At 38.7% G+C, this 20694-nt stretch carries 18 protein-coding genes and 1 other RNA gene; 8 read left to right on the top strand and 11 right to left on the bottom strand.

Translation table 11 applies throughout. The features are described 5' to 3' along the window. From queF to QUD05_RS07940, 5 genes are all read right to left on the bottom strand, one after another. Positions 1 to 381 carry a preQ(1) synthase gene (gene queF / locus QUD05_RS07960; RefSeq protein WP_194046690.1) on the bottom strand — a complete coding sequence of 127 codons (381 nt, stop codon included), beginning with the start codon at positions 379 to 381 and terminating at the stop codon, positions 1 to 3. A 128-nt stretch (positions 382 to 509) separates the two neighbouring features. Next, a complete protein-coding gene (locus QUD05_RS07955) occupies positions 510 to 911 on the bottom strand; it encodes a hypothetical protein (RefSeq protein WP_289795596.1) in 402 nt (133 codons plus the stop codon). A gap of 157 nt (positions 912 to 1068) precedes the next feature. Further along, entirely contained in the window at positions 1069 to 1455 is a 387-nt protein-coding gene (locus QUD05_RS07950) for a phasin family protein (RefSeq protein ID WP_289795595.1), read from the bottom strand. A 25-nt stretch (positions 1456 to 1480) separates the two neighbouring features. Beyond that, positions 1481 to 1577: signal recognition particle sRNA small type (gene ffs, locus QUD05_RS07945), an RNA gene on the bottom strand. A gap of 37 nt (positions 1578 to 1614) precedes the next feature. After that, on the bottom strand, positions 1615 to 1881 hold the full coding sequence (locus QUD05_RS07940; protein ID WP_289795594.1) for a YciI family protein: 267 nt from the start codon (positions 1879 to 1881) through the stop codon (positions 1615 to 1617). A 203-nt stretch (positions 1882 to 2084) separates the two neighbouring features. Between QUD05_RS07940 and QUD05_RS07935 the strand changes: the two genes are divergently transcribed. Next, a complete protein-coding gene (locus QUD05_RS07935) occupies positions 2085 to 2636 on the top strand; it encodes a 2'-5' RNA ligase family protein (protein ID WP_289795593.1) in 552 nt (183 codons plus the stop codon). A 385-nt stretch (positions 2637 to 3021) separates the two neighbouring features. Continuing rightward, positions 3022 to 3846 carry a peptidoglycan-binding domain-containing protein gene (locus QUD05_RS07930; RefSeq protein ID WP_289795592.1) on the top strand — a complete coding sequence of 275 codons (825 nt, stop codon included), beginning with the start codon at positions 3022 to 3024 and terminating at the stop codon, positions 3844 to 3846. A gap of 287 nt (positions 3847 to 4133) precedes the next feature. Here the strand turns inward: QUD05_RS07930 and cobO are convergent, their stop codons facing one another. The 3 genes from cobO to QUD05_RS07915 all read right to left on the bottom strand — a co-directional run bounded on the left by cobO (position 4134) and on the right by QUD05_RS07915 (position 7017). Continuing rightward, positions 4134 to 4811 carry a cob(I)yrinic acid a,c-diamide adenosyltransferase gene (gene cobO, locus QUD05_RS07925; protein WP_289795591.1) on the bottom strand — a complete coding sequence of 226 codons (678 nt, stop codon included), beginning with the start codon at positions 4809 to 4811 and terminating at the stop codon, positions 4134 to 4136. Between the two features lie 355 nt (positions 4812 to 5166). Beyond that, complete coding sequence (locus QUD05_RS07920) at positions 5167 to 5610, bottom strand: GFA family protein (RefSeq protein WP_289795590.1); 444 nt, start codon at positions 5608 to 5610, stop codon at positions 5167 to 5169. A gap of 138 nt (positions 5611 to 5748) precedes the next feature. After that, entirely contained in the window at positions 5749 to 7017 is a 1269-nt protein-coding gene (locus tag QUD05_RS07915; protein ID WP_289795589.1) for a plasmid pRiA4b ORF-3 family protein, read from the bottom strand. A gap of 193 nt (positions 7018 to 7210) precedes the next feature. Between QUD05_RS07915 and QUD05_RS07910 the strand changes: the two genes are divergently transcribed. The 3 genes from QUD05_RS07910 (at position 7211) to QUD05_RS07900 (ending at position 14454) form a co-directional block, all read left to right on the top strand. Continuing rightward, positions 7211 to 7747: a nucleotidyltransferase family protein gene (locus QUD05_RS07910; RefSeq protein WP_289795588.1), complete on the top strand. Its 537-nt coding sequence runs from the start codon at positions 7211 to 7213 to the stop codon at positions 7745 to 7747. Between the two features lie 185 nt (positions 7748 to 7932). Further along, on the top strand, positions 7933 to 13359 hold the full coding sequence (locus QUD05_RS07905) for a trifunctional serine/threonine-protein kinase/ATP-binding protein/sensor histidine kinase (protein ID WP_289795587.1): 5427 nt from the start codon (positions 7933 to 7935) through the stop codon (positions 13357 to 13359). A 432-nt stretch (positions 13360 to 13791) separates the two neighbouring features. Next, positions 13792 to 14454 (top strand): nuclear transport factor 2 family protein, encoded by a 663-nt coding sequence (locus QUD05_RS07900; protein ID WP_099102184.1) that lies wholly within the window; start codon positions 13792 to 13794, stop codon positions 14452 to 14454. A 148-nt stretch (positions 14455 to 14602) separates the two neighbouring features. On the opposite strand, the gene QUD05_RS07895 is transcribed toward QUD05_RS07900, so the two are convergent. Beyond that, positions 14603 to 15019, bottom strand: coding sequence for a (2Fe-2S) ferredoxin domain-containing protein (locus QUD05_RS07895; RefSeq protein ID WP_289795586.1), 417 nt, complete (start codon positions 15017 to 15019; stop codon positions 14603 to 14605). A gap of 203 nt (positions 15020 to 15222) precedes the next feature. On the opposite strand from QUD05_RS07895, the gene QUD05_RS07890 reads away from it, so the two are divergent. Together QUD05_RS07890 and QUD05_RS07885 are read left to right on the top strand one after the other, a co-directional pair. Continuing rightward, positions 15223 to 15615: a carboxymuconolactone decarboxylase family protein gene (locus tag QUD05_RS07890; RefSeq protein ID WP_289795585.1), complete on the top strand. Its 393-nt coding sequence runs from the start codon at positions 15223 to 15225 to the stop codon at positions 15613 to 15615. Between the two features lie 55 nt (positions 15616 to 15670). Next, positions 15671 to 16486 carry an alpha/beta fold hydrolase gene (locus QUD05_RS07885; protein WP_289795584.1) on the top strand — a complete coding sequence of 272 codons (816 nt, stop codon included), beginning with the start codon at positions 15671 to 15673 and terminating at the stop codon, positions 16484 to 16486. A 3-nt stretch (positions 16487 to 16489) separates the two neighbouring features. Here the strand turns inward: QUD05_RS07885 and QUD05_RS07880 are convergent, their stop codons facing one another. Further along, positions 16490 to 18055 (bottom strand): hydantoinase B/oxoprolinase family protein, encoded by a 1566-nt coding sequence (locus tag QUD05_RS07880; RefSeq protein ID WP_289795583.1) that lies wholly within the window; start codon positions 18053 to 18055, stop codon positions 16490 to 16492. Between the two features lie 55 nt (positions 18056 to 18110). On the opposite strand from QUD05_RS07880, the gene QUD05_RS07875 reads away from it, so the two are divergent. After that, entirely contained in the window at positions 18111 to 18593 is a 483-nt protein-coding gene (locus tag QUD05_RS07875) for a GNAT family N-acetyltransferase (RefSeq protein ID WP_289795582.1), read from the top strand. A 5-nt stretch (positions 18594 to 18598) separates the two neighbouring features. On the opposite strand, the gene QUD05_RS07870 is transcribed toward QUD05_RS07875, so the two are convergent. Continuing rightward, on the bottom strand, positions 18599 to 20689 hold the full coding sequence (locus QUD05_RS07870) for a hydantoinase/oxoprolinase family protein (RefSeq protein WP_289795581.1): 2091 nt from the start codon (positions 20687 to 20689) through the stop codon (positions 18599 to 18601). Positions 20690 to 20694: the final 5 nt, after the last annotated feature.

Here is a 20694-nt window from a genome sequence, read left to right as displayed (position 1 = left end):
TTACTTTTGGTGACGCACTTCAACTACAGTATGTACATTACCGCGAGGCGTGAAATCTGCTTTCACCGTGACTTCCAACGGATCGCAAGCAGCCACAAAATCATCTAAAATTTGATTGGCAGATTCTTCGTGGGAAATATAGCGATCGCGGTAACTATTAATATAAAGTTTGAGCGCCTTCAATTCCACTACCCGTTCATCAGGCACATAGCTAACATAAATTGTCGCAAAGTCAGGATAGCCGGAAAACGGACATTTACAAGTAAATTCCGGTAAAGTAATGTTAATGTCATATCGCCTCCCCACACGCGGATTCGGAAAGGTAATTAGTTTACCTTCTGCAATGTCGCGTTCGCCATACTTCATTTCTTGGTTTGTCATTTGTCATTTGTCATTTGTCATTAGTTATTCTACTTATCTTTACGTCCTTTTAGTAATTTTGTAGCTTGTTAACTCCTAACTCCTAACTCCTAACTCCTAACTCCTAACTCCTAACTCCTAACTCCCCCTCAATACTCTTCCTTCTCCCAGTCTGGACAATGCTCATCTTCACAACCGTGGGGATGCATAGCACAAACTAATAAATTACCACCATAAACTTGACCGTGGTAATGACTACAACCAACACAGGCAGGATTTTTTTCAGATGTAGGTTCAACTGAATAAGGAAAACCCGGATCTACATCTGCTACAATGTCTTCCAGTTCCCAGTAAGCTTCTAACATCGGTTCAGCCAAATCCTGTAGATACTGATCGACTTCCGTAACAATATTATTGTGTACTTGCTCGCTGACTTCTTCCGTTAGCTCAAAAAATGCGTCTACCACTTCACTCATTCCCAGGAAGAAGCGCTCTACTTCATCAGCCACCGTTTCGACGATTTCTACTAAATCTTTTTGCCACTGTTCCATAAACTTGACACCTTTGCAGGCTATAAACAGGACGCTTTGTGTTATTTGGCTTGAAGCACTAAAATACACACTAGGCAATGTATCTTATCAAGTTTTTATCCGAAGTGTCATGTCAAAATGCCACTTATTACTTAATATTGCGCTCAAACAATGCTTTTTATCGATCACGTTGCAATCGTTTTAACTCGTCTTGCAGCTTTAGCACTTCATCGCGCAATTTATCTACATTCTCATCATTTGACGCTTCTTTGACCGTTGGCTCTTCATCTTCCTCTAAAATTTCAATGCGGCGAGGTTGAGAAGGAGGCGTTTCTGGTGATGTTTCAACAGATGGTTGGGCTTGTTGGGCTTGCTTCATCATGTCCTCAACGAAGCGGCGGGCTTCTTCTGTGTTCATTTCGCCCTTTGCCACCATTTCATCTGCCAGTTTTTGGACTTGCGATCGCACTTCGGCTAATTTTCCCCCTGCTTTCTCACCTGCGTAAGAAGCTAATCCAACACCGAGGTAAAAAGCTTTTTGAACAATATCTCCAAAACCAGGCATTGTTGCTGAAGGCTCCTAAAAATAGGGCGACCCGGAGACTACGCCTACCACAAGCCTCCCGTGTTGCTGCTACCTTCCGGTTCTGACAAGATTTGGGTGTTGCGATCGCATAGATCCAGGTCTTCAATAACCATAACATGAAAAGTCAGTAAGTGTGTGTCATTCCATAACAATTCGCCATTCATAAAGCTGATAGTTGACGCAGCCGTGTTTTACCAAGGGATCATCAGCCACAATCGCTTCCGCTTCCTCCTTTGAGGCTGCCTCAAACAGCAACATCCCGCCTCTTTGCTCCACCCAATAGCCTGTTCGCGCTTTGTGTCCTTTAGTAATCAATTCCCGAATGTAAGCTTTGTGAGCAGGTACATATTGGTCAAAGGTAGGTTTATCGACTTTGCCCTCTTCAATTTTTACAAACCACGGCATCGGCTTCTTAACTCCAGTTACAACAGACAGCCTACGTAAAGTACCCAGTGCTGATTCAGAGTATCAAATACAATAAATCTTAATTGAAGTGCGTTATGGCTTTAGCCTAACGCACTGCTATATCTGTAATATCCTTTGAGCGTTTGCCGTTCAATACTCAACAGCAATGATTTCATAATCCAAAATCTAAAATCCAAAATTGAATGAGCCGTTTTTTTGTCGCCCTTTTACCACCACAAGATATTCAAGACTACGCCAACGAGATTAAGCAGTATTTTGCCGAGCGCTATACTAGTAGCGGAGCGTTAAAGTCTCCGCCTCATATTACCCTGCAACCGCCTTTTGAATGGGCAGATGATAACTTGCCAGTGTTAGAAGCATCCTTGAAGGAGTTTGCCAGTGAACAACAGCAAGTAGCAATTACACTAAAAGGGTTTAATGCCTTTGCGCCTCGTGTCATATACATTAATGTCGTCAGAAGTCAAGAGCTTTTAACTTTGCAAGCTGATTTAATGGCTTATACAGAAAGCAACTTGCAAATTGTTGACAAGGTTTCTAAAACCCGCCCTTTTGCACCCCATTTAACGGTTGCATTTCGGGATTTAACAAAGCAGAATTTTAAAGCTGCTTGGCCAGAATTTGAAAATCGTCAGTTGCATTTTGAGTTTACTGCTGACAAATTAACCTTGCTGCTTCACGATGGGAAGCGCTGGAATATTAACCGGGAGTTTGCTTTTTTCTCTGGTAGTAATTGAGCGATGTTTTTGCGATGGCCGTTGGCGCTGTTTGAGATTGGAGCTACCTTGACGATGATATCCAATAGACTTCTTGCATAAGTCGGGAAAAGGGCAAGGGGAAGGGGAAAAGGTTCTGTATTGTCCCCTTCCCCTTTAACCTTTACCCTTTTCCCCCTCTTGCAAAAAGCACTTTTGCAAGAGGTCTAATATTTACCTGAAGCCTTTTGTAAAATTGTCTGCGGACATCTGTGTGTCCGTAACACGTAGTATCATTAATAGTTGAGAATAAGCGATCGCATCTCTTTCTTTTTCACTCTCTGTAGTCGCATACGTCGAACGTCTCAAAGAGTTGCAGCTTGTCGTCACACATCGCTTAACCTTCGGAACGCCTTGCAAATAAGAAATGTTAGATTTATTTATTTCTACTTACCTAATTTTTGTAAAACAAGATACATTAAATGGTAGTTTAATCGCAAAGGAACCAAAAAGTATGGCCGTTAGTAGCCCTGAAGTCATCCGTCATATATTGATCGGATTGGGATATTTAGCTCCTGAGATTGATCCTAAGCCGGATCTCACTAAATTTGCTCCCTGGAAGCGGAATAACAACTCTTTGACAGACGATCCTACTGAAGAAGCGATTAAAAAGTTTCAGAAACAGTATTCACAAAAACTTGTGGTTAATGGTAATGCTGATGCAGAGACTCGAACTGTCATGGAAGAAACAGTCAAAGGGCTTCAGAATAGATTGAAGTTTCACGGTTTTGCAACCAATGCCGAAATTCCAAAAGATTTGCCTTTTTATGGCCCAGCTACTTATACAGCAGTCAAGAAATTTCAGAAATCTCAGGGTTTAACTGAAAATGGGATTGCTACTATTGAACAGCGGCAAATTCTACAGCAATCTAGTCTGACAGATAAGCCCAAACCTCAGACACAAGTAAAGCTGATAGATTTGTATTTCCAATTCAAAAAAAATCCTCAAAATCCTTCTTACATTGCAGCGTTAAATAACTTACAACAAAATCTACCCAAGGACGTTTTACACAAAGTTACTAACAAATGGAGGGGGACAAACGATCAAAATCCTGAGATTGTCAAGCTGACGAATGTTTTTACTTATTATGATGACAATAATGCAAACCATCGTGATGCACTAAATCACTTACAAAGTCAGATTACCCCAGCCATCTCTCAAGCATTTTTAAGTCTTTGGAATAAGAAGTAACAAAGGGAACTTACAGTAGAATTCAGAATTCAGAATTCAGAAGTAAAACTTTGTACCTCATAATTAGTTATGCTAACCACAGTCATTACACCCCACCCCCAACCCCTCCCCGCAAGCGGGGAGGGGAGACAAAGCGTAGCTTTGGCGGGGTGGGGTTCTTTGGATTTAATAAGCAATCAAGCGGACATGATATGACATACGAGAATTAAAAACCAGATTTCTGAATCTCTGCTGAGTCGGAAACCTGGTTTTTTAACAATTCTGAATTCTGAATTCTGAATTCTGATTTAATATTCAATTCCCGGTTGTGCTTTCACACCTTGATCGCGGAAAGGGTGCTTAACTAGGGTCATTTCAGTTACTAAGTCAGCACGCTCAATTAAAGCAGGTGGTGCGCCTCTACCTGTGAGAATAACGTGTTTGTTAGCGGGTTTTTGTGCCAAACCGGCTAAAACGTCTTCTACTGGTAAATAAGCCATTTTAAGGGCGATATTGATTTCGTCTAACAACACTAGATGAAAGTCTGGGTTGCGGATGTATTCTAATGATTTTTCCCAGGCGGCGCTAGCTTTGTCAAGATCGCGATCGCGGTCTTGAGTTTCCCAGGTAAATCCTTCGCCCATTGCATGAAATTCTATCTGGTCTTCCCAATAACTGAAGACCCTTTTTTCGGAAGGTTCCCAGCTACCTTTGATGAATTGGACGATCGCTACTTTATACCCATGACCGAGCGATCGCAACACCATCCCCAAAGCCGCAGTGGTTTTACCCTTACCGTTACCAGTATTTACAATAATTAATCCTTTTTCTGGTACAGCTTCTGCTATGCGCTTGTCTTGCACTTCTTTGCGTCGCTGCATTTTTTTGCGGTACTGTTCATCAGTCAGAGATGAAGACATTACCTCATCAATCAAGCGTCCAATTTCTTGGTCTGGGTTCAATTCTCGCGGTGTATCGTTTTTCATCAAGCTTGTCTAGAAATAACTGTTAAAAGTGTTGAAAATGAACCAAAATCGCCTTACTTATCCAATTTCACTTACATTACTTGATTGAAAATATCCAGTAATTTTTCATGTGAAATATTAATAGTGTGTTAGCTTTATTAATGATTTGCAGACAAGTGGAACTATATATGATACACAAACTGAACTTATAATTTGAGTTTACTATTACTGTTTTAAATAATCTAATATGTTCATTAAAGCATTTTACCAGTAAAATTTTATGATTATTATCTTCTTTAGTACAGTAATGAGTTAGATACTTTAAGTATCATAAGTATGATGTCTAATATCATGAGTTATGCATTTATGGATGTTGTTATTTCCATTTTTCCCATAAAGCCTGCGTATCTTCTGGTTGCCCGTCATAGTTGAGCAATTGGTCTGAAATTATCACCCATGACTGGGCACTGCGTGTCCAAATGTTACCTACTGGGCGTAACCAACTGGTATCATCTAAGGTTCCAGCTTTGACATTGATAGTATTTGGATTGTAAGTTCTTTCATGGAACAATCGCGTTCCGCAGTCGCCACAGAATAGGTTATTAACCTCACGTCCGCTATCATTTTTCCGAGTCCAAGATTTCGGTTTTCCCTGAACAATTACAACAGCATCTCGTAGTACTGTAAGAGACATACCAAAGGCACTGGACGATTGTTTTTGACACTCTTTACAGTGACATAGGTAAAGTGTTAACGGTTCGGCATTAATTTCATAACGAATCTGTCCACATTGACAACCTCCAGTATATGGAAGGCTCACAGGTTTTATCTCCTAACAATTTGTATCACCTTATTGTAACTAAAACTATCTCAATCTTAAAGCGGGTTTTAATAGACAGAAACAGAAAATATGAGAATATGAGAAACTTTTCATTATCTAAACTTTCCTAAATCTTTCTCATTCTTCATATTCATCCGATTCATCATCCTCACTCCAATACTGTTGAGGTGCATTTCCGTGGACTTCTAAAATCTTCGGTTTTTTGATTTTGTGATCAGGTGGATTAATTGCTTCTAACTGCACATCAAATTTCCAGTTGTCACCAAAATCATAAAGATAGGTCATTTTACCACCCGGTTCTAAAGATAAATCACCAATCTGCACTTGGTCAGCAAATGGGGGCGTTTCCATATAGGCATGACCAATTTTTATGATGCGACCAAAATGGTCTTTATAACTAAACTCATACAGATGATCGTAATCAAAGTCAAAAGCATCAAGAATTATCTCTGCTAGCCAGCTTAATGGTTTTTTTGCTGGTATGGCAATGCGTCGCCAAGCCTTAAAAAGAGATACTTTGAAAATATAAATACCATCGGTGAAGCCTTGCTTAGGAACAAGTAAATTATGCTTCCATTCTGGAAAAAATGGTTGAAAATGTGACTGTAATTTTCCAAAACTCACATTCACATCATCCTGTAATTCTCCTCGTATCCCCAATGGAAAAAGGAATTGCAACAGAGCATCACCAAAGGGTAAGCGTTGTAAACTAGTAATACGCCACCCCTTGCCTTCTTGTGGTTTACCATGTTTGATAAATAAAAATCCAAATAACTCTAACAGGGCAACATTATGCAGTCCGGGGTAATAACTAATATTGTTTTGATCTTCATATTTAGGAAATTTTAAACCTTTATCTGGAACGCGGGGCCAAAGTTGAATACATCTAAATAAATTACCTAATGAATCTTGATGTTCACCCAAAACTTCGTTATTTCCCCAAATCAACCAAGCTTCTAATAAGTTGAAATAACGTTCTGTTAGATTGAGGCTTGACCATGATTGCAAAGTTGCTGCATCTAAAACTAAAACCTGCTTCTTCCCTTGGGATCTAATTTGGGCTATTCCAGAACTGCGTAATAACAGATATAGTCCATTAATGTAGGGGTATGATTTCTGTACGGGGCGTTTGAGTTTAGTTTCAATTGGGTGACTTAACCGAGAATTAACTTCTGATAGGACTTTTAGCGGTAGAAGGTTATTAATACTACTAACTTCCACTCCGTTTGGTTGCAAGAAATCTATCAGAGTTTGAAAGTCATGCAAAATCGTACCGGGTTGATTTTCATCAATACTGAGTTCTTGTAGGAGTTTTTGTTGTGACTCTGTTAAGGAAGGCAGTTCAGGATTGAGTGTGCGTTCTAGTCGCGCAAATAAATCTTCCATAAATAAAAATTCTAAATTCTCAATTCACAATTTAACCTTCTGTTTAACCTGTTTTCTTTATACTATGACTACGAAGTTCTCCTGATAAACATTGACCTGCCAAGTGTCACAACAGGACTATTAACACCGTAAGTTTAATGAAATGTGAATGATAATATTTTCACCTTCTACTTGACAATCCCAGAAATTTGATATGAATAGTAACACTCGCCTACAGATGATTTTAGCTGATACACGTATTAATACAGTATTACCTGCGATCGCTCAACTAAATCTACCTAACTGGTGGTTAGCCGGGGGTGCAGTCCGAAACACCGTTTGGTCTTCAATTTTTGGCAATGACTGTGGATTAATTATTAAAGATTTCGATATTGCATTCTTTGATATAGAGGGGAACCGTTCTCAAGAACTAGTGGCAAAGGCGACTCTCACAGAACAATTTCCTGATGACGAGTTTGATGTCAAAAATCAAGCCAGTTTTGCTCGTTGGCGTCTTGGTAGCAGACCTTATACTAGTACAGAGGATGGCATCGCAGATTGGCTGCACACCGCTACTGCTGTGGGAGTTCGACTAAATGCTCAAGGACAATGGCAATTTTTCACACCTTACGGGTTGGATGACCTATTTGGTGGCATTATTCGACCTACGCCAACGCATACTCATAATTTGGATGCCCATAATAAGGCATCTGGATTTTTACAGAAGTGTCCTTATCTGCGGTTGGCGTAAAAGTTACAGTCAGATTTTAACCGCTAGTTTCCATTACCAAGAAATAATCGCTTTTTAATTTACAACCCTTGGATACCGAAGCGCAATGTTAATAATTTTCTAAGTACTGGGAATAATTAAACTAGAACCCCTTTCACGATAGAACAGGGATGATGCTAATTTTATAACTTTACAGGCAAAAATCAATGCCAAATCTTACTGGATACCAAATCAACTCGACTCTCCACGAAGGAATCCAAACAATTATTTATCAAGCACAAACGCCAAAGACGCAACAGCGAGTTATCCTCAAGCTGCTTAAAAATGAATATCCGACCCTTGAAGCCTTTACTCGCCTTAAAAATGAGTATCAAATTCAGCAAGGTTTAGACCATCCCAATATAGTTAAAGCTATCAGTCTAGAAACCTTTGAAAACCGGGTGGGATTATTGTTAGAAGACTTTGGTGGTCAGTCTTTATCTCAACTGCTCCAAACAAAAAAACTTGACTTAATTAACCATTTAAAAATTGCTATTCAACTGACTAAAGCTTTAGATTATTTGCATAATAATCAGATTATTCATAAAGATATCAAACCTAATAACATTATAATTAACTCCCAGACAGGTATTGTTAAACTCGCTGACTTTGGTATAGCCTCCCGTCTCAATAAGGAAAATCCCCAATTTAATAACCCGAACTGCGTTGAAGGCACACTTGCCTATATGTCTCCTGAACAAACTGGGAGAATGAATCGCATTCTTGATTATCGTACTGACTTTTATTCTCTTGGTGTGACTTTATATGAAATGCTCACTGATAAAACACCATTTGTTAGCCAAGACCCCCTAGAAGTAGTTTATAGTCACATTGCAGTTCAAGCGAGAAACCCACAATCATTAAATTCACAAATTCCTACCGCCATCTCTGAGATTGTGATGAAGCTGATGGCAAAAAATGCGGAAGACAGATATCAAAGTGCTACAGGATTATTAGCAGATTTAGAATCATGTATTAAGCAGTTAGAAACTAAGGGAATTATCACTGATTTTGTGCCAGGTCGTTTGGATATATTGAGCCAGTTATTAATACCTCAAAAATTATATGGTCGTGAAGAACAAGTTAATGAACTTTTAGCTGCATTTGAGCGAGTGACATCTGGAACTAGTGAAATGATGCTAGTTTCTGGCTATTCTGGGATTGGCAAATCAGTTCTAGTCAATGAAGTTAATAAACCCATTACTCGCAGACAAGGGTACTTTATTTCTGGTAAATTTGACCAGTTAAAACGGAATATACCTTATGCTTCTTTAATTCAAGCCTTTGCATATTTAATGCGCTATTTGCTGACCGAGAATAATGAAAAAATAGAAATATGGCGTAGTAAAATATTATCAGCTTTAGGGACAAATGGAAAAGTTATTACTGACGTAATTCCAGAAGTAGAATTGATCATCGGGACACAGCCGGAAGTTGCCCAAATTGGGGCAACAGAATCACAAAATCGTTTCAATCATGTTTTTAAAGAATTTATCCAAGTTTTTACTCAAAAAGAACACCCATTAGTCATCTTTTTAGATGATTTGCAATGGGCAGATTCAGCTACTTTAAATCTAATTCAACTGCTCATAACTGATACAGACAGCAAATATTTTTTATTTATTGGGGCATATAGGGATAATGAAGTTAGTTCAGCACATCCTTTAATCCAAAAGATAGAAGAGATTAAGAATAGTGGCATGGTTGTTAATAATCTTGTATTGCAACCCTTAAATTTAGGCAATGTAACTCAGCTAGTTGCCGAAACTCTTCAAAAAATAGAGGTGAAGCAGGATGAACAAACAGAAGTCTTTAATCAAGAAATTATTAAACTAGCTGAGTTAATTTGTAATAAAACAGGTGGAAATCCATTTTTCATAACACAACTAATTCAGGCACTTCATCAAGAAAAACTGTTAACGTTTGACTTTGCTAATGCTAAATGGCAATGGAGTCTAGAGGATATTCAAGCAATTGGAATCACCGATAAGAATGTAGTTGAATTAGTTGCCAGCCGAGTTGAAAAACTACCACAGTTCACTCAAGATGTTTTAAAATTAGCAGCTTGTGTGGGTGACAGATTTAGTTTGGATGTTTTATCGATAGTCAATGAAAAATCACCTTCTTTGACAGCAAATGATTTACACTCAGCTTTGCAAGCGGGATTAATTCTGCCTTTAAGTGAAGCTTACCGCATTCCTTTAGTTTTTAATCAAGAAGAAGCGGTTAATTTAAATTTCGACACTTCACGGGTGGGTTACAAGTTCTTGCATGATAGAGTACAGCAAGCAGCATATTCCTTAATTCCAGAAGAACTTAAGAAATCTACTCACCTGAGAATTGGGCAATTGCTTCTTAAAAATATACCTAAAGAGGAAATAGAAGCTAATATTTTTGATATCGTCAATCAGTTAAATGTAGGTATTGTTAACCTGATAGAGCAGTCTGAAAAAACTGAATTGGCACGATTAAATTTAATTGCAGGGCGAAAAGCTAAAGCTTCTACAGCTTACGAAGCTGCTCTTAAATACTTCACAAATGGGATAGAGCTTTTAAATATAGACGCTTGGCAAACGGAATATACCTTAACCATTGGTTTATATGAAGGAGCCGCAGAGGCAGCCTATCTGGGCGGTGATTTTGAGCAGATGCAAAAATGGGCTGAGGTGGTGCAGCAAGAAGCAAAAATTCTTTTAGATAAAGTGAAAGTCTATGAAGTACAGATTATCGCTTCTATCATTCAAAGCAAGCAATTGAAAGCTATTCAAACCGCAGTATCAATTCTGCAATTGTTAGGAATAAGTTTTCCAGACGAACCGACATCAACTGATATTCAACAGGGGATGGATGAAATTGCTGTTTCTTTGAAAGGGAAAGCCATCGCAGATTTAATTAATTTACCATTAATGACCGATCCTAACAAGATTGCAGCTATGAGAATATTAATGGGAGTTCTCCCTGCGGCTTTTCAAACTGCTCCGGCAATGATGCCAATTATTGTTTGTAAAATGGTCAATTTGTCCTTAAGGTATGGAAATACAGCTGTATCTGCTTATGGTTATAGTCTTTATGGATTACTTCTTTGTGGAGTTCAAGGAGAAATTGATTCTGGCTATAAATTTGGAAAATTAGCTTCACGTCTGGTGTCACAATTTAATGCTGAAGAACTCAAGGCGAAAATTCTGACGGTTGTTAGTGCCCATGTTATGCATTGGAAAGAGCATATTAGAGAGACATTAACATCATCAATGTCAGGATATTCTAGTGGTCTGGAGACTGGAGATTTAGAATATGCTGGTTATTGTGGTTACATTTATCCCTATCATTCATTTTGGCTGGGTAAGGAACTTTGGGTTCTAGAAAAAGAACTGATAGCTTATTGTGATTCGCTGAAAAAAATCAAGCAACAAGTAGCTTTCACTTGGAACTCAGTGTATTTGCAAACAGTTCTGAACTTGAAAGGAAGTTTTGAAAATGTGGACTGTTTAATTGGAGAAGCTTACGACGAGGAAAGTATGCTGCCAATTCATCAGCAAGTAAATGACCTTTACACAATTAACCACTTATTTGTTAATAAGCTAATGCTCTCTTACATATTTGGGGAGTATTTTAAAGCTGTGGAAAATGCTGCGATCGCAGAAAAATCTTTAGGTGGTGTTACAGGCTTGTTTGTTGTTCCAGTGTTTTATTTTTACGATTCTTTAGCCCACTTAGCAGTATATCATACTGCTAAAGAGTCTGAGAAGCAAGCTATTCTAGAAAAAGTCCAAGCTAATCAGCAAAAGATGGAACTCTGGGCTATTCATGCTCCCACCAATCACTTACACAGATTTTATCTCGTCGAGGCAGAACGGTATCAGGTTTTGGGTCAAAAGCTTGAAGCAATGGACTATTATGAAAACTCGATTGCCAAATCTCAAGCAAACGGTTTTCTCCAAGAAGAAGCTTTAGCCTATGAGTTAGCTGGAAAATTCTATCAGTCTTTAGGTAAAGAATTAATTCATCAAACTTATATAACTAAAGCCTATTATGCCTATATTCGTTGGGGTGCGATCGCTAAAGTTAAACACTTAGAATCAAAGTATGTTTTTCTAGTAGGACAAACTACTACCATAGAAAACACTAGCTCAAAAATTGATACAACTCATATTACCACTAACACTACTACCAATAGCAGCTTGAGCGATTTTCTAGATTTTAATGCATTCATCAAGTTTTCACAAGCGATTACTAATGAAATTGTTTTAGAAAATCTACTGGGTAAGTTGATCCAAATTTTACTAGAAAATGCTGCCGCACAAAAAGCAGTGCTACTCTTACTTAAAGAGAATCACCTGTATATTGAAGCTTCTGGAAATGCTACTGACGATGTAGTGACGGTTTTACATTCTATTCCTGTTGAAACCTATCAAGATTTACCGCTGTCTGTAATTAATTATGTTCTTAGAACTCAGCAATATATTGTGTTAAATGATGCAATAGTTACAGAGCCTTTTAATTTTGACATCTATATCCAAAAATCTCAAACAAAATCAATCTTTTGTTTGCCCATTATGTACCAATCACAGCTGACTGGTATTATTTATTTAGAAAACCAGTTATCATCAGGAGCTTTTGTTCTAGAAAGGGTAGAGGTATTAAAAGTCTTAGTTTCTCAAATGGCTATTGCCATAGAAAATGCCAGCTTGTACACAAAGTCGCAAGACAAATCTAAGGAATTAGAAGAATCGATAAAAGATTTACAAGAGGCACAACTACAACTTATCCAAAGTGAAAAAATGTCTTCTCTGGGTAATTTAGTTGCAGGTGTAGCACATGAAATAAATAACCCCATCGGTTTTATTACAGGTAGTATTGCCCAAGCAAAAGATATTGTTAAAGATTTAATAGACTATCTGCAACTGTACCGAGAAAAATTCCCCAATCCTGGCGCTGAAATTGAAGAAAAAGCCGAAGAGATAGATATAGATTTCCTGATAAAAGATTTACCTAAAATGATTGATGGTATGACAGTGGGGACACAGCGCATTCGTAATATTAGTACCTCTCTCCGTACTTTTTCTCGTGCTGATACTACCTCTAAAGTGTTAGCTAATATCCATGAAGGTATTGATAGTACTTTGATGATTTTACAACATCGTCTGAAAGCTGATCATAATCGTCCAGCAATTAAAATTATTAAGAATTATGCAGATATCCCATTAGTAAAATGCTATTTGGGACAATTAAATCAGGTATTTATGAATATTATTGCTAATGCAATCGATGCTTTAGAAGAAGCAAATATCGGCCGTGATTTTTTAGAAATTGAAGAAAAGCATCCTAATATTATTACTATTGAGACTTATCTACAAGTAGATAATGACATGGTGGTAATTAAGATTCAAGATAATGCCAAAGGAATGCCTGAAGAAGTAAAATCCTGTATTTTTGAGAATTTATTTACTACCAAATGTGTAGGAAAAGGTACGGGATTAGGATTATCTATTAGTCGGCAAATTATAGTTGAAAATCATGGTGGAAATTTGACTTGTGAATCAGTTTTGGGACAAGGGACACAATTTATAATTTCTATTCCCATTTTGGGAGAATAAGGAACTTTTGATAGTTGTAGCCGCAGAATCTCACCTTCTCCAAGCAGTTGAGGAGCATATCACAAATTTTGTAGGATTGCTAGAGTAATTTTATTTAATTTCTGAAAATTGGCAAACTGAAATTCATTTTGCTGTTAATCGAAGTATGTAAGTGCTAACTTTATTACTTAATCAAATCAACACAAACTTAGTTACAATTAACACTTGTATCTCATTGATTAACTGTTATAACTAATTGTATACATCAATTCTTGTACATACTAGCTTTGTAATTTACTAGAAAAGAGCTTTTCTAGCAGATATAAAACATAATTGCTAGCAAAATATGCAAGCATATTGCCAGTTTTCATAAGCTAAAAATTATTAGCCTAAACTTTAGTTTGTGGGAAAGTACAAGATGCGAAAATCATAAATAATTAAGGAAGTCATCTTGTGGAAAAAAGAAGAGAAAATGGGGGAATAGTTTCAAAGGCTATTTCGTTCCTGTTAAATCGTATAACCTTGATTGTGCTTGCAGTCACTCTTGTGTTGTTTGTTGGAGGTAAGTTTGAACTAGCAAGTGCGGCTCAACCTAACGCAGAACTAGAAATTCAAAAATTAACATCCTGTTACGCTCTGGGAACTGACGCTATTGGTAGAGGAAATCTCCAAGAAGGAAAAAATATTTATCGGGATTGTTTTACTCAAGATTCAGTCCTCACCGCCATTTTTCCTGATGGGGCAACTCAAACAAATTATGGGACAGATTCTTGGGCAGATTTTGTCTATTCAGTATTTCAAGGAAATGGTTATACAGCTACTCAACACTTGATGGGTACAATAAACATTTCAGTTCAAAATAATCAAGCAACGATGACTTCTTACCTCCATGCGACTCACAAACGCTCGGAAACCAGCATTGATGTTGCTAATGGCACTTATGAAGATCAAGTCGTCAATAGAAATGGACGCTGGAAAATTCGTAATCGTACCCTTAAACTCATCGATTTCTTGAATCTCAGTTCGCCAACTACTGCTTCTTCAAGCACTAATGCCCGAAGTGCTAACTCCTCAGCTACCTTTGTCAGACCAAATATACCTCGTTTAAAAGAATAATTCTTGAGATTGGAATAACACTAATACGGGTTGGATAAGTATTCTTTACCTCCCTTATGACCGGAAAAAAGGGGTGAATTAAAATATTCACACCCTTTTTTATTTGCCACTTGAGTAAAATATAGTGCAAGATAAACAACCTTTGCAGTCAGTCTTTATTCTGCTTGATATATGAATAGAGAAGTTCGCGATCGCTCCGAGGATTTACAATTAAGCATGGACTATTCCCGTGACTTCGATTACTTACAATAACTACAGTAATGCCCATGCGGGGACAAACTCCTAAACAACTGGTGCTAACTACTCGAAAATCACCCCATAATCCCTCAAACTTTAAACGAGATTTCAACCAATTCTCTAAGGCTTCGGAAGCGGTTGAGCCTAACTGCTCGTTTGCACATTGCGAACACACAAGCACCAAAGCAGACTCCCATCGGGGAGAAACGGTTGGAATAGAAGTTTCTAATCGAGTATTTCTTAGAGGCGATGGTTGCTGAGAATTGGATGCAGACCTCTTGAGGATACGTTTGAATAATGCTTTAATACGCTGTAGGAATTTTTTCATGGACTACCCCACCTATTTCTCTGACAAGATAGTGTAAATTTCCTGTTTAGTCTGTTCTAGTAGATCGCCCAAGAAATGCTAGTCTATGCCAAGTCGTTTGTAGACGGTATGTCAAAGGGACATGATCTTACTATCTTTAATTGCAACTCAGTATTACAATCTAGGGGTTCCCACTCGCTGGGGAAACTATATGGAATTAAAACATGACTAAGCTGATTGAATACGAAGATGCCAGCGACGAAGTACGTGCAGTGTATGACGACATCCGCGTTACACGTCAAAATGACTACATCAATAACTTTTGGAAAGCCATAGCCAACCATCCTCCCACTCTGCAACGAACGTGGCAAGCGTTAAAAGAAGTGATGGTTAGCCCTGGTGAGATCGATCCACTGATGCGCGAACTGATTTATATTGCTGTGAGTGCAACGAATGGCTGTGAGTATTGCATCGCCTCGCACACAGCGGCAGCGCGTGCCAAGGGTATGAATGATACTATGTTCGGGGAACTAATGGCGATCGCAGCTACTGCCAATATGACCAATCGCCTGGCCAATGGCTATCAGATTCCGGTGGACGAGAAATTCAAGACGTAGGAGTTTAGTCTTGTCTATCCCTACTTAAAAATAAGGTTTAGCAGAATCATTTACTATGCCCAAGGTTCAGATTAACGGGATTGATTTGTTCTACGACATTAAGGGAACGGGTGAGCCTTTACTATTAATAGCTGGCTTTCTTTGCGATCATGCTTATTGGTCGCTGATTATGCCATCGCTGGTTTCGCAGTATCAAGTCATTCGCTTGGATAACCGAGGTATGGGGAGAAGTTCTGCTCCCGAAAACCCCTATAGTCTGAAGCAGATGGCTAGTGACGTTGCAGCATTGCTCGATCGCATCGGAATCGATAGGGTGCATCTAGCAGGTCATTCAATGGGTAGTCAGATAGCCCAAGAGTTAGTGTTAGCACACCCTGAAAAGGTAAAAAGTCTGATGCTACTCTCATCTTTAGCAAAAGGTGATGCATTATTCAACAGCATCATTGAGACTTGGGGCGAACTTCCTAGTAATGTAGACCTAAAACTTTATGAAAAAGTCATATTGCCCTGGATATTTACAGATGCGTTCTACTCAATTCCTGACATGATTGAAGGTCTGATTGAATTTGCGATCAGATATCCTTTCCCACCTGCAACTCATTCACTCTATCATCACAGCCAAGCCATCCTTAGTAGTGACACAATAAACCGCCTCCAACAAATTCATTGTCCTACCTTAGTTATGGTTGGTAAACAAGATATTCTCACTCCGCTAAAGTTTTCTCAACAACTTGCTCAAGGTATTCCCAATGCCGAACTTGTAGTCATCGAACGTGGTGGTCACGGCTTCTTGATTGAGTCGCCGGATGCTGTGGTTGCAGCCATGCTCAATTTTCTGGGGAAGTTGAAGCCAGCTTATAGCAATTTTTGATTCTTAAGAGAATTTACCAAAGCCTCCGCCGCCAGGAGTTTCTATTACAAAAATATCTCCCGTTTTCATCTCTACTGTTGCTGTACTGTCTAAATTTTCTTCAATTCCATTCTGACGTTGTATCCAGTTTCTTCCGACTTTTCCTGCTTCCCCGCCATTTAATCCAAAGGGAGGAACAAGCCGATGACCAGAGAGAATATTAGCTGTCATCGGTTCTAGAAATCGAATGCGGCGGACAACTCCATTACCACCCGAATATTTTCCTTTGCCACCGCTGTCAGGGCGAAGACTAAAGCTTTCTAATAGTACAGGATAACGGGTTTCTAAAACTTCTGGATCGGTCAAACGAGAGTTAGTCATGTGAGAATGAACGCCATCAGTGCCATCAAAATTAATTCCTGCACCAGAGCCGCCGCAGATAGTTTCATAATATTGATATTGCTGATTACCAAAAGTAAAATTATTCATAGTTCCTTGAGAAGCAGCCATAACACCCAAAGCACCATATAAAGCATCGACAATGGTTTGAGAAGTTTCGACATTACCCGCTACTACTGCGGCTGGATAGGTTGGGTTGAGCATACAGCCAACCGGGATAATAATTTCTAAAGGATTAAGACACCCGGCATTGAGAGGAATATTATCATCAACTAAAGTACGAAATACATATAAGACTGCTGCTTGAGTTACAGCTTTGGGAGCATTGAAATTACTATTTAGTTGTAGAGAAGTTCCTGTAAAATCGATGGTAGCACTGCGGTTTTCTGGGTGAATCGTTACTTTAACTTGAATTTGTGCATCATCGTCCATTTTATAAGTAAACGAGCCATCCTTGAGAACTGCGATCGCACGTCTAACCGACTCCTCAGCATTAGCTTGCACAAATTTCATATAAGCTTGAACAGTATCAAGGCTGTATTGTGAAACCATTTTCCGCAGTTCTTGAACTCCTCGTTCATTGGCGGCAATTTGTGCTTTTAAATCAGATAGATTTTGGTCAGGGTTCCGAGCCGGATAAGTATGATTTGAGAGATGCTGTTTGACTGCTGATTCTCGAAAATTTCCCTCTTCAACTAAGAGAAAATTATCAAAGAGAATTCCTTCCTCTTCTACTGTGGTACTGTGTGGAGGCATAGAACCGGGAGTAATTCCACCAATATCTGCTTGGTGTCCGCGAGAAGCAACAAAAAATAGGGGGGTAGGGAATAGAGTATTTTCACTACTTTCCAAAAATACAGGAGTAATTGCAGTTACATCAGGAAGGTGGGTTCCGCCATTATAGGGGTTATTAGATAGATAGACATTTCCTGATTTTAGAGTCTCGCCTTTATCATTAATTAAACTGCGAACACTTTCACTCATTGAGCCTAAATGTACAGGAATATGGGGGGCATTTGCTACTAATAACCCAGAAGAGTCAAAAATAGCACAGGAGAAATCCAGTCTCTCTTTGATATTCACGGATGTGGCTGTGTTTTGTAACACAATACCCATTTGTTCGGCGATAAATTGATAGAGATTTTTGAATATTTCTAAACGGACGGGATCTGGTTGCATTGCTGTGTACATATTTTACTCTTATTCTTTGCTATCATTATCTACCAAAGTGATTTCAAGTAGTCCAATGAAGATTCGCTCTGCTACACCTGATGACGTATTACTAATTTTTTCCTTTATCCAAAAAAAGTCTGAGTTTGATAGAAACATTGGTGCTTATTCTGGTGTACTTCAAGTTACTGAAGATAAAATACGTAAAACAATTTTTGGAACAGTACCTTTCTCTTACGTTTTATTTGCAGAAACCTCAGAGCGTGTGGTTGGGTTCGCTTTATATGGATTTAGATACTCCTCTTTTGTAGGACAACCAAGTATCTGGCTTGATGATTTATATGTGGATGAAGATATGAGAAGTCAGGGAGCAGGAGCCGCGTTAATGAGTTATTTAGCTCAAGTTGCAAAGGATCTTAACTGCACTCATCTTGCTTGGAATGCTGATGTTCGCAACATCCGCGGACTTTGTTTTTATAATAAGCTAGGTGCAAAAATTACGGAGCAAAAAGGTAATCGCTGTTTTTTAACATGGACACCACAAATACTTATTGTATAAGCGGTTTATAGATGCTGTAGAATTAAATGATTGTCCTCAGTTAATCTCGCTTGCCAGTTAGGCTCAACTACAATTGTACTAATTTTTTCGACAACGATCGCAGGACCATTAATACTATCTTCTGATTGTAAATCTTCTCTTCGATATACAGGAGTATCGTGCCATCTATTAGCAGTAAACATCCTTACAGCCTCAACAGATACGGGCGCTTCACCTAAAGGGCGAGTACGAATCATTAGGGGTTCTTCTGGAGTATCCATCTTCTGAATTACTTCCACTGAAGCGGATTCGACAATTAATGTTTTCTCTAATTGAATGAAACCATAGCGGGATTTATGTTCATCCTCAAATTCTTGCCGCATTAATACCACATCATCGGCAAAGTTAACGGTTAAACTAGAATTAGTTCCTTCATATTTTAAGTTGACTTTCTGAACTCTTTCTGTTTGAGTATTAGCTTCATTTATTTCACTTCTAGCTTGAGTTTCTAAATCTTCCATTAACTGCTGTAATTTAGGGATTAATGCTTGAGTTAAAGCTTGTTCAACTCCTCCTTCTCTAATTGCTCGCACATCAGCTAATCCCATTCCGTAAGCAGAGAGAACTCCCGCATAAGGATGTAAAAATATTGTTTTCATTCCCAAAGTATCGGCAATTAAACAAGCAACTTGCCCACCTGCACCGCCAAAACAACAAAGCACATATTGACTGACATCATAACCGCGTTGCAGACTGATTTTTTTAATTGCATTCGCCATATTTTCCACTGCGATCGCAATAAATCCTGCGGCTACTTGTTCGGGAGTACAATCATTTAATGTAGCGGCTTGAATGTCTTGGGTTAATTGGGTAAATTTTTGAATAACAATATCTTTATCTAAAGGTAAATTACCATCAATGCCAAAAACTGAAGGAAAATATTGTGGGTGAATTTTACCTAACATGACATTGGCATCAGTAACCGTTAATGGCCCGCCACGTTGATAACAAGCCGGGCCAGGATTTGAACCAGCAGATTTAGGGCCAACACGATAACTAGAACCATCAAAAAAGAGAACTGAACCACCACCAGCAGCAATGGTATTAATTGCTAATACAGGAACTCGCATTCGCGCCCCAGCGATTTCCAAATCTAGTTGTCGTTCATACTCTCCTTTAAAGTGGGCAACATCTGTACTTGTCCCTCCCATATCAAAGGTAATAACTAACTCAAAACCTGCCCTTTTACTAGTTTGAACTGCGCCAACAATACCGCCAGCCGGGCCGCTTAAAATACTATCTTTTCCTTGAAATTGTTCAGCTGCAACTAAACCCCCGTCAGATTTCATAAACATTAATTTGACGTTGGGTAACTGATTCGCTACTTGGTTAACATAGCGGCGCAGAATAGGAGTTAAATAAGCATCGACTACTGTTGTATCTCCCCGGCTAACCAACTTCATTAAAGGACTAACTTGATGGGATACAGATATTTGGGTAAAGCCGATTTCTTGGGCAAGCTGGGCTATTTGTTGTTCGTGTTTAGGATAGCGATCGCTGTGCATAAAAACAATAGCACAACTCCGAATTTCTGCATTGTAAACTGCTTGTAAGTTCCTTTTGACTTGTTCAATATTTATCGGTACTAATTCATTCCCTTTAGCATCATAACGTTCATCTATCTCAATCACCTGTTCGTAAAGCATCGTCGGTAAAATTATCTGGCGAACAAAGATGTTAGGACGGTTTTGATAGCCAATTCGCAGCGCATCTTGAAACCCTTTAGTAATCAGAAGAACAACTCTGTCTCCTTTCCTTTCTAACAGAGCATTTGTTGCTACTGTTGTCCCCATTTTTACCACTTCTATGGCTTCAGTAGGAATGGGTTCGTTGCTAGCAATACCCATGATATCTCGAATACCTTGGATGGCTGCATCTTGATATTGTTCGGGATTTTCTGAAAGTAGTTTGTAGACTATAATCCATTGCTGATTAGGCAGAGGGACAATTAAAAAACGTTCGGGATGTTTTGAAAGTCTATCGATAATTGCTTGATTATTAGTAACAGCAACAATATCTGTGAATGTACCACCACGGTCAGCAAAAAACTTCAACATTACTC

This window comes from Nostoc sp. GT001, assembly GCF_030382115.1.
GTDB lineage: Bacteria > Cyanobacteriota > Cyanobacteriia > Cyanobacteriales > Nostocaceae > Nostoc.
Note: the sequence above shows the minus strand (reverse complement) of the source record. Positions and strands in the feature narration are given on the sequence as shown.

Coding starts and splice junctions, on each gene's coding strand:
- QUD05_RS07940 (WP_289795594.1), bottom strand. CDS start 1,881: ATGCCGTGGTTTGTAAAAATTGAAGAGGGCAAAGTCGATAAACCTACC.
- QUD05_RS07890 (WP_289795585.1), top strand. CDS start 15,223: ATGACTAAGCTGATTGAATACGAAGATGCCAGCGACGAAGTACGTGCA.
- QUD05_RS07875 (WP_289795582.1), top strand. CDS start 18,111: ATGAAGATTCGCTCTGCTACACCTGATGACGTATTACTAATTTTTTCC.
- QUD05_RS07885 (WP_289795584.1), top strand. CDS start 15,671: ATGCCCAAGGTTCAGATTAACGGGATTGATTTGTTCTACGACATTAAG.
- QUD05_RS07870 (WP_289795581.1), bottom strand. CDS start 20,689: ATGTTGAAGTTTTTTGCTGACCGTGGTGGTACATTCACAGATATTGTT.
- QUD05_RS07905 (WP_289795587.1), top strand. CDS start 7,933: ATGCCAAATCTTACTGGATACCAAATCAACTCGACTCTCCACGAAGGA.
- QUD05_RS07895 (WP_289795586.1), bottom strand. CDS start 15,019: ATGAAAAAATTCCTACAGCGTATTAAAGCATTATTCAAACGTATCCTC.
- QUD05_RS07915 (WP_289795589.1), bottom strand. CDS start 7,017: ATGGAAGATTTATTTGCGCGACTAGAACGCACACTCAATCCTGAACTG.
- QUD05_RS07880 (WP_289795583.1), bottom strand. CDS start 18,055: ATGTACACAGCAATGCAACCAGATCCCGTCCGTTTAGAAATATTCAAA.
- QUD05_RS07935 (WP_289795593.1), top strand. CDS start 2,085: ATGAGCCGTTTTTTTGTCGCCCTTTTACCACCACAAGATATTCAAGAC.
- QUD05_RS07955 (WP_289795596.1), bottom strand. CDS start 911: ATGGAACAGTGGCAAAAAGATTTAGTAGAAATCGTCGAAACGGTGGCT.
- cobO (WP_289795591.1), bottom strand. CDS start 4,811: ATGAAAAACGATACACCGCGAGAATTGAACCCAGACCAAGAAATTGGA.
- queF (WP_194046690.1), bottom strand. CDS start 381: ATGACAAACCAAGAAATGAAGTATGGCGAACGCGACATTGCAGAAGGT.
- QUD05_RS07930 (WP_289795592.1), top strand. CDS start 3,022: ATGTTAGATTTATTTATTTCTACTTACCTAATTTTTGTAAAACAAGAT.
- QUD05_RS07910 (WP_289795588.1), top strand. CDS start 7,211: ATGAATAGTAACACTCGCCTACAGATGATTTTAGCTGATACACGTATT.
- QUD05_RS07950 (WP_289795595.1), bottom strand. CDS start 1,455: ATGCCTGGTTTTGGAGATATTGTTCAAAAAGCTTTTTACCTCGGTGTT.